The sequence below is a fragment of the Halomonas ventosae genome, assembly GCF_004363555.1.
GTDB classification, from domain to species: domain Bacteria; phylum Pseudomonadota; class Gammaproteobacteria; order Pseudomonadales; family Halomonadaceae; genus Halomonas; species Halomonas ventosae.
In genome coordinates this window covers 49894-63281 of the sequence record NZ_SNZJ01000021.1, presented here as the reverse complement: position 1 = coordinate 63281, position 13388 = coordinate 49894, and the positions used below count along the sequence as shown (strand labels likewise).

The 13388-nt window shown below is 69.0% G+C and carries 13 protein-coding genes and 1 tRNA gene; 11 read left to right on the top strand and 3 right to left on the bottom strand.

Annotation, left to right across the window (positions count from 1 at the left end; translation table 11 throughout):
• The first annotated feature begins 149 nt into the window (after positions 1 to 149).
• Entirely contained in the window at positions 150 to 2159 is a 2010-nt protein-coding gene (locus DFP85_RS15915; protein ID WP_133637416.1) for a TonB-dependent receptor domain-containing protein, read from the top strand.
• A 301-nt stretch (positions 2160 to 2460) separates the two neighbouring features.
• On the opposite strand, the gene DFP85_RS15910 is transcribed toward DFP85_RS15915, so the two are convergent.
• Positions 2461 to 2537 (bottom strand) — tRNA-Arg (locus DFP85_RS15910).
• A gap of 130 nt (positions 2538 to 2667) precedes the next feature.
• Between DFP85_RS15910 and DFP85_RS15905 the strand changes: the two genes are divergently transcribed.
• Together DFP85_RS15905 and DFP85_RS15900 are read left to right on the top strand one after the other, a co-directional pair.
• The gene (locus tag DFP85_RS15905) at positions 2668 to 3468 is read left to right on the top strand and encodes a methyltransferase domain-containing protein (RefSeq protein ID WP_133637415.1); all 801 of its coding nucleotides are present in this window, start codon (positions 2668 to 2670) and stop codon (positions 3466 to 3468) included.
• A complete protein-coding gene (locus DFP85_RS15900) occupies positions 3465 to 4466 on the top strand; it encodes a class I SAM-dependent methyltransferase (RefSeq protein ID WP_133637414.1) in 1002 nt (333 codons plus the stop codon). Before DFP85_RS15905 ends, DFP85_RS15900 begins: the two co-directional genes overlap by 4 nt.
• Here the strand turns inward: DFP85_RS15900 and greB are convergent, their stop codons facing one another.
• Positions 4467 to 5006: a transcription elongation factor GreB gene (greB, locus tag DFP85_RS15895; protein ID WP_133637413.1), complete on the bottom strand. Its 540-nt coding sequence runs from the start codon at positions 5004 to 5006 to the stop codon at positions 4467 to 4469. It abuts the gene before it with no gap.
• Between the two features lie 151 nt (positions 5007 to 5157).
• Between greB and DFP85_RS15890 the strand changes: the two genes are divergently transcribed.
• The 8 genes from DFP85_RS15890 to DFP85_RS15855 all read left to right on the top strand — a co-directional run bounded on the left by DFP85_RS15890 (position 5158) and on the right by DFP85_RS15855 (position 12380).
• Positions 5158 to 5805: a TRAP transporter TatT component family protein gene (locus DFP85_RS15890; RefSeq protein ID WP_133637412.1), complete on the top strand. Its 648-nt coding sequence runs from the start codon at positions 5158 to 5160 to the stop codon at positions 5803 to 5805.
• A 79-nt stretch (positions 5806 to 5884) separates the two neighbouring features.
• A complete protein-coding gene (locus DFP85_RS15885) occupies positions 5885 to 6535 on the top strand; it encodes an NUDIX domain-containing protein (protein WP_243737323.1) in 651 nt (216 codons plus the stop codon).
• Position 6536: 1 nt separating this feature from the next.
• The gene (locus DFP85_RS15880) at positions 6537 to 6983 is read left to right on the top strand and encodes a DUF1249 domain-containing protein (protein WP_133637410.1); all 447 of its coding nucleotides are present in this window, start codon (positions 6537 to 6539) and stop codon (positions 6981 to 6983) included.
• A 16-nt stretch (positions 6984 to 6999) separates the two neighbouring features.
• Positions 7000 to 7734, top strand: coding sequence for a phosphodiesterase (locus DFP85_RS15875; RefSeq protein WP_133637409.1), 735 nt, complete (start codon positions 7000 to 7002; stop codon positions 7732 to 7734).
• Between the two features lie 122 nt (positions 7735 to 7856).
• Complete coding sequence (gene cysD / locus DFP85_RS15870) at positions 7857 to 8825, top strand: sulfate adenylyltransferase subunit CysD (RefSeq protein ID WP_133637408.1); 969 nt, start codon at positions 7857 to 7859, stop codon at positions 8823 to 8825.
• Positions 8825 to 10264 (top strand): sulfate adenylyltransferase subunit CysN, encoded by a 1440-nt coding sequence (gene cysN, locus DFP85_RS15865; protein ID WP_133637407.1) that lies wholly within the window; start codon positions 8825 to 8827, stop codon positions 10262 to 10264. Before cysD ends, cysN begins: the two co-directional genes overlap by 1 nt.
• A gap of 145 nt (positions 10265 to 10409) precedes the next feature.
• Entirely contained in the window at positions 10410 to 11084 is a 675-nt protein-coding gene (locus DFP85_RS15860) for a zinc metallopeptidase (protein WP_133637431.1), read from the top strand.
• 240 nt (positions 11085 to 11324) lie between these two features.
• Positions 11325 to 12380: an App1 family protein gene (locus DFP85_RS15855; protein WP_133637430.1), complete on the top strand. Its 1056-nt coding sequence runs from the start codon at positions 11325 to 11327 to the stop codon at positions 12378 to 12380.
• Positions 12381 to 12394: 14 nt separating this feature from the next.
• Here the strand turns inward: DFP85_RS15855 and cmoB are convergent, their stop codons facing one another.
• Positions 12395 to 13387 (bottom strand): tRNA 5-methoxyuridine(34)/uridine 5-oxyacetic acid(34) synthase CmoB, encoded by a 993-nt coding sequence (gene cmoB / locus DFP85_RS15850; protein ID WP_133637406.1) that lies wholly within the window; start codon positions 13385 to 13387, stop codon positions 12395 to 12397.
• Position 13388: the final 1 nt, after the last annotated feature.

The following is a 13388-nucleotide window of genomic DNA, read 5'->3' as shown; positions in this document are numbered from 1 at the left end:
TTGTGACCCACCCCGTATCCCGAGGCGCTCACCCGCAGGCTCACCCCGTTGGCGATATGGCCCATGCGGCATCCTGACCCATTCCCGGTCATTTCATCCCGACTTAATATTCCCGCGCCTTATAAACAAATTCGAAAGAGCACGGGACCATGACCACGCCAATCCTTCGTCGCCTGCCGTTGGTGGCTTTCATCGCCACCGCCTGGGCCGGTGCCGCCCAGGCCGAGACCCAGACCCTCGCCACCATGATCATCGAGGGGAGCGCCGGCGTGCCCGGTGAACTGTCGCTCAGCCCGCAGCAGTCGCCCGCGCCGGCGGCCGATGCCGGTGACTGGCTGCGCCGGATCAACGGTATCGAGGCGGTGCGCATGGGCGGTCATGGCCTCGACCCGGTGATCCGCGGACAGCAGGGCAATGCGCTGAATATCCTGGTGGATGGGGGCTACGTCTTCGGCGGCTGTCCCAACCGCATGGACCCGCCCACCGCCTATGCGCCGCTGCACAGCTTCGATCGGGTGACGGTGAACAAGGGCGTGACCACCCTGCAGCACGGTGCCGGCGGCAGCGGGGGTACCGTGCTCTTCGAGCGCACCACGCCGGACTTCGATGGCCGCGACGTCCAGCAGCAGGGCAGCGTGGGGGCAAGCTATGACGATAACGGCGAGCGCGCCGGCCTCTACGCCAACCTGGTCGCCGGCAACGAGAACGGTTACTGGCGGCTGTTCGGCGAGCGCCAGGAGGCCAACGATTACGAGGATGGCGACGGCCGGCGCATCCACAGCGGTTTCGAGACCACCAGCGGCGGCCTCACCCTGGGCGTCACGCCCACGGTCGACACCGAGCTGGCATTCGGCTGGGAGGGCGTGCGGGAACGCGACGTCAAGTTCGCCGGCGCCGGCATGGACTCCCCCGAGAGCGACAACGACACCCTGCGGGCACGCCTCGACCATGCCTTCTCCGATACCCTGCGGATGGAGAATCGCCTGCAGTTCACCACCATCGACCATGTGATGGACAACTACTCGCTGCGCGACGCGCCGATGATGAAGATGCGCTCGCCCACCGAGTCCGACACCCTCACCTGGAAGAGCATGGCCGTGCAGCAGCTGGCCGACAGCGACCTGCGCTTCGGGGTCAACGTGCTGCAGAACATGCGCGACGCGCGGATCATCAACGACACCGCCGACAAGGTGGCCTTCCTCTCCTGGCCCGACGTGACCACCCGCCAGTCCGGCGTGTTCGCCGATCTGGACCACTACCTGGGCGAGCGCACCACCCTGAGCGGCGGCCTGCGCCTGGACTACTCCGAGGCCAGCGCCGATGCCGCCGACCAGGCCAGCGACACCGGCGTGGTGGCGGCCGATCTCTACCGCCGCGAGTATGGCGTGGCGGGCGACCTGGACCATGAGGCCTGGCTGGTGGGCGGCTTCCTGCGCGGCGAGCAGCGCCTCAACGACGCCGACACCCTCTACGCCAGCCTGAGCCGCGCCGAGCGCGACGCCGATGCCACCGAGCGCTACTTCGCCAAGGGGGACTGGGTGGGCAATCCCGGCCTGGACCCCGAGGTGCACCACCAGCTGGATGTGGGCATCGAACGGCGACTGGCCAATGCCGGCGTCGAGGTGGCGGCCTACGCCGACCGCGTCGATGACTACATCTTCCGCGACACGCGGGATGGCGTCAGCGTCTACCGCAATATCGATGCCACCCTCTACGGCGTGGAGCTCTCCGGCGACCTGCAGTGGGCCCACCACTGGGAGGCCCGCGGCCAGCTGAGCTGGGTGCGCGGCGACAACCTGGATGACGGTGGGGCCCTGGCGGATATCGCCCCGCTGCGCGGCCAGCTCTCGCAGTTCCATGTGCGCGAGGCCTGGGAGGCCGGTCTCACGGCCCGCTTCTCCGACGCCCAGGACCGCCTGGGGCCGGACGAGGTCGCCACGGCGGGCTATGTGGTGCTGGATGCCGAGGCGGCCTGGCGCTGGCAGGCCATGACCCTGCGCGCCGGGGTCAGCAACCTGCTCGACAAGACCTACAGCGACTTCCTCAACCGCAACCGCAGCGCCAGCGACCCCTTCCTCGCCGAGGATCCGGAGAGCCTGGACCTGCCCCTGAACGAGCCGGGCCGCAGCTTCTGGGTGGGCGTCGACTATACCTTCTAGGCGCTCGACGGCGTGACGTGGCTGGCGGGTGTGCCTGCGCAGCGGGGTAGCGCGAGTCCCCTCAGCTGGCCGCCTCCGCCAGCCGCTTCGCCCCGATGCGTCGGCGCTTGAAGTGGTGCCAGGGATTCTCGACCTCGTTCGGCGTCATCAGGCGTTTTCCCTCCTGACCTTCTGGGGGGCCTTGTCGTCGTGCAGGCAGAGGAAGCGCGGATGCCGGAGGTTGTTGGGGGCGCTGTTGGGGCCGAAGGTGATTTCGAGGGGTGTTGAGCGGCAGGAGGTTTGATCAACCACTTGATTTCATTGGCGCCCCCATCAGGATTCGAACCTGAGACCTTCCCCTTAGGAGGGGGACGCTCTATCCAGCTGAGCTATGGGGGCGCGACGGGGCGCATTATAAGCGCCTGAACCACCAAGATAAACCCGCCGCGGCCCGGGGCCCTGCCGCAGGCCATGAGTCCGGCGGGATTCCCGGGTAGAATGCGCGGCAAACCCGCGACCGGTGGCCGGCATGTCAGACCCCGCTTCTCCTCTTTCACCGGCTGGTGACCGTCACTTCGACGGGCTGGCCGACAAGTTCGCCGCGAGCCTCTACGGCGGGGCTCGCGGCGAGCTGCGCCTGGCACTGCTCGACCGCCTGCTGCCCGAGATGCTCGACCTGCACGGCCAGCCGCTGCTCGACGTGGGGGGCGGCCTGGGTCAGCTGGCCGGCTGGTTTGCCGCACGTGGCCACGCCGTGACCCTGGCCGAGCCCTCCGGGGAGATGCTGGCCCGGGCTCGGGAATCGCTGGCGGGGCATGAGGTCAACCTTCTGCAGGCACCGCTCCAGGCACTGCCTGAGCTCGCGCCCGGCCCCTGGCCGCTGGTCGCCTGCCATGCCGTGCTGGAGTGGCTGGCGGACCCGAGCCGGGCGCTGGCCCTCCTGGCCGGCCTGCTGGCGCCGGGCGGGCAGCTCTCGCTGATGGTGTTCAACCGCGATGCCCTGAGGCTCTCGAACGTGGTAAAGGGCAACCTGGAGAAGGCCCTGGCCGACCGGCTCGAGGGCAAGGGGCTGCGCAGGCGGCTGACGCCGATCTCGCCGCTGACCCATGGCCAGGTCGCGGCCTGGAGCGCCGAGAACGGCCTCAGGATCCGCGAGGTGGCGGGCATCCGGGTCTTTGCCGACTACCTGCGCCAACCGCCACAGAGCGATGCTGACCGGGAGCGACTGCTGGCGCTGGAACAGCGCTACTGCCGCCTCGACCCCCACTGGCGGCTGGGCCGCTACCTGCTCTATACCCTGGAACGCCCGCTCGAGGAGGCCACCGCATGAGTGCCGAGACCCCCGTCTGCCAGCTGCTGGAACGCCAGGGCACCGACTACCGCGGCTGGCTCTGGGTGGCGCCGCCCCGGGATGCCTGGTTGGAGCACGGGGAGGGGAGGCTGCTCTCCGCCGACGAGGCCGTGCTCGCCGCCTGGCGGGCCCGGGGGAGGCCGGCGCACTCGCCCTTCGAGGGCGTCGACCCGGCACCGCCGGGGGCGGTGCTGTTCTGGCCCAAGAGCCATGCCCTGGGAGAGTGGTGGCTGCTGTGGCTCTGTGCCCACCTGCCGCCGGGGACCCCGCTGCAGCTGGTGGGCGAGAACCAGGGTGGCATCAAGCGAGTCCTCAAGGCGTTGGCGGCCCTGGGGCTGGGGTGTCGCAAGCTGGACAGCGCCCGCCGCTGCGGCCTCTACGCGACCCGCCTGGATCGCGTGGGCATCGACCCGGACGAGGCCTGGACCACCTTCGAGGCGGCGGGCATTCGGCTGGTCAGCCATCCCGGCGTGTTTGGCCACGGCAAGCTGGATGATGGTACCCGGCTGCTGCTGGAGCAATTGCCGGCATGCCTGGCGCAAGAGCCAGCCGCAGTTGGCCAGGTCCTCGATCTCGGCTGTGGCGACGGCATCCTGGCGGCCTGGCTGGCCCGGCGCGGGGCGCGGGTCACGGCGGTGGATGTGGGCCACTTCGCGGTGGAGGCGACCCGGCGCACCCTGGCAGCCAACGACCTCGAGGGCGAGGTCCTGGCGAGCGATGTCTATACGGCACTGGGGGAGCGTCGCTTCGACGCCATCGTCAGCAACCCGCCCTTCCACCAGGAACGGGCGATCGACTATGGCCCGGCGGGGCGGCTGATCCTCGAGGCGCCCGACCACCTGCACCCCGGCGGCCAGCTGATCCTGGTGGCCAACGCCTTCCTGCCCTACCCGGACCTGCTGGAGCGCGCCTTCGGCGCCTTCGACATCCTGGCCGACGACCGGCGCTTTCGGGTCTATCGGGCCATCAAGGGCTGATCAAGCCTGCGGGGCGCGATAAACGATCTCGGTGATCACGTAGCTGGTCTCGCCCCCCGGGGCGGCCACCGTCACCTCGTCGTCCAGCGCCCGGCCGAGCAGGGCCTTCGCCAGCGGCGCGTCGACGCTGATCCAGCGCTTGGTGGTGTCGGTCTCGTCGTGGCCAACCAGGCGAATATGCATCTCCTCGCCTTGCTCGTCTTCCAGGGTGACGAAGGCACCGAAGAAGACCTTGCCGGTGTCCGCCGGCAGGCGGTCCACCACGGTGAGCTCGTCGAGGCGCTTGGTCAGGTAGCGAATGCGGGCGATGACCCGGTTGAGCTCCTTCTTGTTGTAGGTGTAGTCGGCATTCTCGCTGCGGTCGCCCAGCGCCGCCGCCTCGCCCACCTTGGTGGAGAGAGCGGGGCGCTTGACCCGCGAGAGGTGGTCGAGGATGCCACGCAGCCGTTCGGCCCCCTCGGCGGTGATCAGGTTGCTCTTGGGTTCCTGGCGCGGGTCCTTGGCGGGATCCCGCCAGCGCGTCATGTTGCGGCCCTTCATCCCGTCGGCTCCTCCTGCTGTCGAGGGAGCAACATACGCCATCGACCGAGGGGCGCCAAGCCGGGGGAGGGGCAACTGGCGATTGATTCAAACGTTCGTTACATTGCGGGTGTCCACCGACCATAACAACATCGTGACAAGGAGATGCCCCATGCTGCGACGCAAACCGTTCGCTGTCGCCCTCTGCCTGGCGCTGGCCGCCGCCCCGCTTTCCCAGGTCCTGGCCCAGGCCCAGGAATGGGAGGACGAACTCTTCTCCCTGCGCCATCGCTGGGAGCGGATCACCACCGAGGTGGCACCAGAGCGCCGCGAGGCCGCGCTCGAGTCGCTGGCGGAGGAGAGCGCGAGCCTCGCCGAGTCCCATCCGCAGCAGAGTCGGGTGCTGGTCTGGCGGGGGATCATCCTCGCCTCCCATGCCCGTGAGGCCGGAGGGCTTGCGGCGCTGGGGTCGGCCAAGGAAGCGCGCCGGCTGCTGGAGCGTGCCGTCGAGCTCGACCCCGAAGGGCACAACGGCTCCGCCTGGGTGACCCTGGGAGCGCTCTATCATCGGGCGCCGGGCTGGCCCGTGGCCTTCGGCGATGCCGAGACCGCGGACCAGATGTTCCGCCGTGCCCTGGCGATCCGCCCGCAGGGCATCGACGTCAACTACTACTATGCCGCCTTCCTCGACGACGAGGAGCGCCGCGGCCAGGCCCGCGAGCATGCCCGCCGCGCCGTGGACGGCCAGGCCCGGGAGGCCCGCCGGGCCTCCGACGAGGTGCTGCGCGAGAAGGCCAGGGCGCTGCTTCGGGGTCTCTGAGGTTCGCCGAAGGGCAGGGCGGTTGGCATTCCTGCCCCGGGTCCCGATAATGGGGCCTTTGCGCGACCCGGAGACCGGCATGAGCGAGACCCGCCCGCCCGCAGACGAGCAGGACCTGTCCCTCGCGGCGCCCTTCACGGCTGCCGACGTGGAGCTGGCCGAGCGTCGCTGCCTGCATCAGGGCTTCTTTCGGCTGGAGGAGCTCCACCTGCGCCATCGCCTCTTCGAGGGCGGCTGGAGCGGCAGGGTGGTGCGCGAGGTGCACCACCGCCACGATGCCGTGGGGGTGCTGCTCTACGACGTGGATCGCGACACCGTGGTGCTGGTCGAGCAGTTCCGCGCCGGCGCCCTCGACGACCCCGACTCCCCCTGGAAGCTGGAGGTGGTGGCGGGGCTGGTCGAGCGCGGCGAGAGTGTCGCCGAGGTGGCGCGCCGCGAGACCATGGAGGAGGCCGGCTGCGAGGTGGGCGAGCTGATTCCGCTTCACACCTACTACCCGAGCCCCGGAGCCTGCGACGAGCGGGTCACCCTGTTCTGCGGCCTTGTCGACAGCCGTGGCCTCGGCGGGGTGCATGGCCTCGACGAGGAGCACGAGGACATCCGCGTGCACGTGCTGCCGTTTACCCGGGCCTGGGAACTCCTGCAGGCCGGTCGACTCGACAATGCCATGTGCCTGATCGCCTTCCACTGGCTGGCCGGCGAACGCGCATCGTTGCGAGCAAGGAGGTAGCGTGCCGAGAAACGCCTATGTCACCGACCTGAAGACCCTGCAGGGCGAGTGCACCGCCAACTTCATCCGGCTGACCCGGCTGCTGGGCGACCTGGAGGTCGGCGAGACCCGCGAGGTCGAGCTGCACAACCATGGCCGTCGCCTGGGGGCCCTGTGCCTCAAGCTTCAGGAGCGTGCGCCCTATACCAGCATCGTGCGCGTCTCCCAGCGCGGGGTGCTCGATACGGTGATCGATACCCCGCGCATGCGCGTTCACCTCTACCACGACGTGCGCATGGCCGAGGTCACCGACTTCCAGCGCCAGCGTCACTTCGATGGCCGCTACCGCTACCCCAACTCGCGCATGCACCAGCCCGACGAGAAGCTGCAGCTCAACCGCTTCCTCGGCGAGTGGCTCGACCATGGCCTGGCCCATGGCCACTCCCTCGACCTGCCCCAGCTCCCCTGATGAGGAGGCGGTACTGATGCGACTGGTCCAGCTCACCGACTGCCATCTGCAGGCCGACCCCGCGGCCCGTGCCCGGGCCGGCTTCCCGCTGCGCCAGCTGGAGGCGGTGGTCGAGGCGGTGAACCGGGAGCGGCCGGAGCTGGTGCTGGTCACCGGCGACGTCAGCGATGACGAGACGGCGGCCTCCTATCGGCTGGCGGAGCAGGCGCTGGCACGGCTCGACGCGCCCTGGTTCTGGCTCCCCGGCAACCACGACCAGCCGGCGCTGATGGCCGAGTGTCGCGCGCTGCACGACGAGCTGGACCTGGGCCACTGGCGGGCGCTGCTGCTGGATACCCATGTCAGCGGCCGGCCCGGCGGCGAGCTGGGCGAGGCGGCCCTGGTCACCCTGGACGAGCGTCTCGCGGCCGACGACCGGCCGACGCTGCTGGTGATGCATCATCCGCCGTTGCCCGTCGGCTCGGCCTGGCTCGACGAGATCGGCCTGGCCGATGGCGAAGCCTTCTGGCGGGTCGTCGCTCCCCATCCCCAGGTCCGCGCGGTGTTCTTCGGCCATGTCCACCAGGCCTTCCACGGCGCCCGTGCCCTGGGCGACGGCGAGGTACCGGCCTATGGCTGTCCCGCCACCACCGACCAGTTCCTGCCCGGCTCCTCGACCTTCGCCCTCGACGAGGCCTCGCGTCCGGGCTATCGCCTCATCGAGCTTCGGGACGGCACGCTGGAGACCTGGGTGGAGCGCGTCGACCCGTGACCGGCAAATAGCCATATTGGCTATAAAAAGATAGTTATTAATTCTTTTGGGTTATTATTGGCCCGGCGTTACCCTGTCTCGCATGATCTCACCCGCCCAACGTCATGCGAGGTAGCCGGGCCATGAGCAGTCTTCACGCACCGTCACGCGAGAGCGCCGTCGAGGCCGCCGCCGACCTGGTCCCGTCGCGCCAGCGGCAGACCCACCTCCAGCAGCTCGAGGCCGAGTCGATCCACATCATCCGCGAGGTGGTGGCGGAGTTCGCCAACCCGGTGATGCTCTACTCCATCGGCAAGGACTCCTCGGTGATGCTGCACCTGGCGCGCAAGGCCTTCTATCCCGGGCCGCCGCCCTTCCCGCTGATGCACGTCAACACCACCTGGAAGTTCCGCGAGATGATCGAGTTCCGCGATCGCATGGCCGCGGAATCCGGCATGGAGCTGATCGAGCACATCAACGAGGAGGGGCGTGCCGCCGGCATCAACCCCTTCGACCATGGCTCGAGCGGCTATACCGACGTGATGAAGACCCAGTCCCTGAAGCAGGCGCTGGACAAGTACGGCTTCGATGCCGCCTTCGGCGGGGCGCGTCGCGACGAGGAGGCCAGCCGCGCCAAGGAGCGGGTGTTCTCCTTCCGCGACCGTCACCACCGCTGGGATCCCAAGAACCAGCGCCCGGAGCTGTGGAACCTCTATAACGCGCGGGTCAACAAGGGCGAGTCGATCCGTGCCTTCCCGCTCTCCAACTGGACCGAGCTGGACATCTGGCAGTACATCCACCTCGAAGGGATTCCCATCGTGCCGCTCTACTACGCCGCACCGCGTCCGGTGGTGGAGCGCGACGGCATGCTGATCATGGTCGACGACGAGCGGATGCCGCTGGCCGAGGGCGAGGTGCCCGAGGAGAAGTGGGTGCGCTTCCGTACCCTCGGCTGCTACCCGCTGACCGGCGCCGTGGAGTCGCGAGCGGACACCCTGCCCGAGATCATCCAGGAGATGCTGCTGACCCGCACCAGCGAGCGCAGCGGCCGCGCCATCGACCACGACCAGGCCGGCTCCATGGAGAAGAAGAAGCGCGAGGGCTATTTCTGATGTCACACCAATCGACCCTGATCGCCGACAACATCGACCAGTACCTGCACGAGCACGAGAACAAGGACCTGCTGCGCTTCATCACCTGCGGCAGCGTCGACGACGGCAAGTCGACCCTGATCGGCCGTCTGCTGCACGACTCCAAGATGATCTTCGATGACCAGCTGGCGGCGATCACCCAGGCCTCGAAGAAGAGCGGCACCACCGGCGAGGCGGTGGACCTCGCGCTGCTGGTCGATGGCCTGCAGTCCGAGCGGGAGCAGGGCATCACCATCGACGTGGCCTACCGCTTCTTCTCCACCGACAAGCGCAAGTTCATCATCGCCGACACGCCGGGCCACGAGCAGTACACCCGTAACATGGCGACCGGCGCCTCCACGGCGAGCCTGGCGATCATCCTGATCGATGCCCGCTACGGCGTGCAGACGCAAACCAGGCGGCACAGCTTCATCGCCGACCTGCTGGGCATCCAGCACCTGGTGATCGCGGTCAACAAGATGGACCTGGTGGGCTTCGACCAGGCGCGCTTCGAGGAGATCGTCGCCGACTATCGCGACTTCGCCGGGCAGCTCGCCGCGCCCGACATCCACTTCGTGCCGCTCTCGGCGCTCGAGGGCGACAACGTGGTCAACCGCAGCGAGCGCATGCCCTGGTACTCGGTCGATGGAGAACCCGGCCCGCCGCTGCTCGAGCTGCTCGAGGGCATTGAGGTCAGCCGCGATCGCAACCTGACCGACCTGCGCCTGCCGGTGCAATACGTCAACCGGCCCGACCTGGACTTCCGGGGCTATGCCGGCACCCTCGAGGCCGGCATCCTGCGCCCGGGCCAGGCGATCAAGGTGCTGCCCTCCGGGCGGGTCTCGACGGTCGAGCGCATCGTCACCTTCGACGGCGACCTGGAGGAAGCCTTCCCGGGGCAGGCGATTACCTTGACCCTGAGTGACGAGATCGACATCTCACGGGGCGACTGGATCGTCGCCGCCGACGCCGAGGTGGCCATGGCCGATGCCTTCGAAGCCGATATCGTCTGGATGCATGACGAGGCGCTAGCCCCCGGGCGCCAGGTCGACATCCGCCTGGCCGGGCGCTCCGTGTCGGGACAGGTCGGCGAGATCCTCCACCAGGTGGACGTCAACAGCCTGGCACGCCACCCGGCCGAGCGCCTCGAGCTCAATGCCATCGCCCGCTGCCGGGTCGAGCTGACCGCCGAGGTGGCGCTGGACGACTACGGCACGAGCCCGGGCACCGGCAGCTTCATCGTCATCGACCGGCTCTCCAACGTCACCGTGGGCGCGGGGATGATCCGCGGCGTCGCCCGTGCAGGTGGCCGGCCGACAGGCGAGGTGGACTGGGCCGGCTTCGAGCTGGAGCTCAACGCCCTGGTGCGCAAGTACTTCCCCCACTGGGAGGCGAAGGATATCCGCGAGCTGCTCAAGTAGGCCGGTTCAACAAGGCCGTCCACGAGCCCGGCGACCTCGTCGCCGGGCTCGTTGTTGTTTTGGGGCAAGACGTTCACCGATGAGGAAACCGGCTCTGGTAGGCTAGGTCCAATGACGTGACCCTTCCCCGGAGCCTGCCCCGATGATCATCGTCCTGGCAATCGTGCTGCTGCTGGCTATCTTCCTGCTGCCCAACCTCTGGGCGAAGTGGGTGCTGGCGCGCCATGCACGCGGGCGCGACGAGTATCCCGGGACCGGGGGCGAGCTGGCCGACCACCTGATCCGGCGGCTGGGCCTAGAGGGGGTCAAGGTGGAGATGACCGACCAGGGCGACCACTACGACCCCGAGGCACGACGGGTGCGCCTCTCCCGGGAACACTACGAGGGCCGCTCGCTCACCGCGGTGACGGTGGCGGCCCACGAGGTGGGGCATGCCATCCAGCATCAGCAGGGCTACGCACCGCTGCTGGCGCGTTCACGGCTGGTGGCGGTGGCGCAGAAGGCCGAGAAGGTCGGCGCGCTGCTGATGATGGCCGCGCCCTTCCTGTTCGTGCTGACCCGCCTGCCGGGCGGCCTGGCCATCGTGGTGGCCGCCGCGGTGGCGAGCTTCGGCACCGCCGCCCTGGTGCACCTGGTGACCCTGCCGGTGGAGTTCGATGCCAGCTTCCAGCGCGCCCTGCCGCTGCTCAAGGAGTACATCCCGCCCCGCGACTTGGCCGGCGCCCGCCACGTGCTCACCGCCTGCGCCTTCACCTATGTGGCGGCATCGCTTGCCAGCATCCTCAACCTGGGCCGCTGGCTGGTGATCCTGCGGCGGTAGGCCTGCGCCATCGGTGACAGCGCTACGGCTTCCCTGCCGGCAGTTACCGTCATCGAAGGCAAAGGGCGTGCGGCAACCACGGGGTCGGTACTAGGCTTGGGATCATCGACATGGCCAGGAGCGTACATCCATGAATGGCGAGTCTCGCCCTGGTCACTGGACAGGGTGACGAGGGTGAAGCAGGCGTTTCGGCACCTCTCCCTGTTCGTGAAGCGGCTGGTGGGCATCGTGGCCAGGCCGATGAAGCGCGATCATGGTCACGGCGGCCTGACGGTTACCCCCTATCGAGGGTATGGCTCGCGGCAAGAAGCCTTCCTCACAGGCCGCGTGTTTCGTCAGTCGCCGCTGGGCAGGCTGGTGCCGCGCCGCGGCTTCCTGCGCGACCTGGCCGACGTGGTCCGTCGCATCGCCCGTCGTGGTGTGGCGGATGCCACTGTCAGGATCCATCTGGGCGACAGCCATGTCGCCGTGACCACCGACCGCGATGGCTACTTCGATGCCCACCTGCCGCTCGTCACATCACTGCCAAACGACCGTTCCTGGCACGGTGCCGAGCTGTGGGTCACGGCCGGTCACGAGACGCCGGTGCGCGCCAGCGTGGAGGTCTATGTGCCGGCCTCCGAGATCGACCTGCTGGTGATCAGCGACATCGACGATACCGTGATGTACACCGGTGTGGCCGACAGGCTGCGGATGCTCTATCGGCTGTTCATCGAGAAGCCCCACCGGCGCACGGCCTTTCCCGGGGTGGCATCGCTCTACCAGGCCCTGCATCGCGGCGCGGATGATCGGGGCGAACGGCCTATCCTCTACGTCTCCCGGGGGCCCTGGGCGATCTACGAGATGCTGGAGACCTTCTTCCAGCTCAATCGCATCCCGGTCGGGCCGCTCCTCTTCCTGCGCGAGTGGGGCATCTCGGCGCGTCATCCCTGGCCGCGTCGGGCCGAGGACCACAAGCAGCGACTGATCAGCCGCATGCTGGCGCTCTACGAGGGGGTGCCCTGCATCCTGGTCGGCGATAGCGGGCAACACGACCCCGAAGTCTACACCCGCATCGTCAAGGCCCATCCCGGGCGTATCGAGGCGATCTATATCCGTCGCGTGGACCGCCGGGTGGAGCGCCAGCGTGACATCCAGCAGTTGCGCGATCAGATACGCCACACCCGCTGCGACCTGGTGCTGGCAGCCGACAGCGTACTGATCGCGGAACATGCCCGGGCGCGCGGGCTCATCTCCGACCATGGGCTGGCGGCCGTGCGCCGTGATGTGGCCGGCATGGCCGACGAAACCGAGTGAGGCCAGGGCCGGGCTCAGGCCGGTCGGTTGGCGATGACCACCGCGCGGCGCGGGGCGGGGTAGCCCTCGCGGGTCCGGCTCGGGTCCTCGGGGTCGAGGAAGTCGGCCAGCGACTGGAAGGTCATCCACGCGGTGGCGCGCTGCTCGTCCGTGGTGGTCACCGCCTCGTCCACCACCCGCACGTTGGTGAGGCCGCAGCGCTCGAGCCACCCGCAGAGGGCGGCGGAGGAGGGCAGGAAGTAGACGTTGGGCATGGCGGCATAGCGCTCTCCGGGGAGCAGCACCGTGGTGTCGTCGCCCTCCACCACCAGGGTCTCCAGCACCAGTTCGCCGCCGGGGCGCAGGGCCTCCCTGAGCTGCTGGATATGCTCCAGGGGTGAGGGGCGGTGATAGAGCACGCCCATGGAGAAGACCGTGTCAAAGAAGGCGAGCCCTTCGGGCACCTCCTCGATGCCCAACGGCAGGAAGTGGGTGCGCCCGCCGTCGGCGTCCCCCACGAAGTGGCGTACCGCCCGGAACTGCCAGAAGAAGCGCGGCGAGGGGTCGATCACCAGCACGAAGGCCGCCCCTTGACCTGCCATGCGCCAGGCGTGGTAGCCGTTGCCGCCGCCGACGTCCAGCACGCGGCGACCGGCCAGCGGCGCCAGGTGCGACGCCACGCGCTGCCACTTCCAGTCCGAGCGCCACTCGGTGTCGATGTGAATGTCACCGAGCCGGTAGGGCCCCTTGCGCCAGGGCGCGAGCTTGGCCAGCAGGTTGTGGCACTGGCGGCGCTGGCCCTCGGCGAGGTCGACCTCGACGCTGACGGTGTCGGTGTCCAGGCATACCTGCCTGTCGTCGGGCAGGGCGGGCAGCTTGGCCACGGCCTTTTCCCAGGCCGGCAGGTCGCCGAAGCGCTGTCGGTCCAGGCCGCGGGCCAGCTGGTCGGGGAGGCGGGCCAGCCAGGCCTCCAGCCCCTGGTCGAGGAAGGCCCGGTAGAGGGCACGGTGCTCGGGCGCGATCGGCATG

Coding starts and splice junctions, on each gene's coding strand:
- cmoB (WP_133637406.1), bottom strand. CDS start 13,387: ATGCCGATCGCGCCCGAGCACCGTGCCCTCTACCGGGCCTTCCTCGAC.
- DFP85_RS15890 (WP_133637412.1), top strand. CDS start 5,158: ATGCTGCGACGCAAACCGTTCGCTGTCGCCCTCTGCCTGGCGCTGGCC.
- DFP85_RS15900 (WP_133637414.1), top strand. CDS start 3,465: ATGAGTGCCGAGACCCCCGTCTGCCAGCTGCTGGAACGCCAGGGCACC.
- DFP85_RS15905 (WP_133637415.1), top strand. CDS start 2,668: ATGTCAGACCCCGCTTCTCCTCTTTCACCGGCTGGTGACCGTCACTTC.
- DFP85_RS15885 (WP_243737323.1), top strand. CDS start 5,885: ATGAGCGAGACCCGCCCGCCCGCAGACGAGCAGGACCTGTCCCTCGCG.
- cysN (WP_133637407.1), top strand. CDS start 8,825: ATGTCACACCAATCGACCCTGATCGCCGACAACATCGACCAGTACCTG.
- cysD (WP_133637408.1), top strand. CDS start 7,857: ATGAGCAGTCTTCACGCACCGTCACGCGAGAGCGCCGTCGAGGCCGCC.
- greB (WP_133637413.1), bottom strand. CDS start 5,006: ATGAAGGGCCGCAACATGACGCGCTGGCGGGATCCCGCCAAGGACCCG.
- DFP85_RS15915 (WP_133637416.1), top strand. CDS start 150: ATGACCACGCCAATCCTTCGTCGCCTGCCGTTGGTGGCTTTCATCGCC.
- DFP85_RS15875 (WP_133637409.1), top strand. CDS start 7,000: ATGCGACTGGTCCAGCTCACCGACTGCCATCTGCAGGCCGACCCCGCG.
- DFP85_RS15855 (WP_133637430.1), top strand. CDS start 11,325: ATGAAGCGCGATCATGGTCACGGCGGCCTGACGGTTACCCCCTATCGA.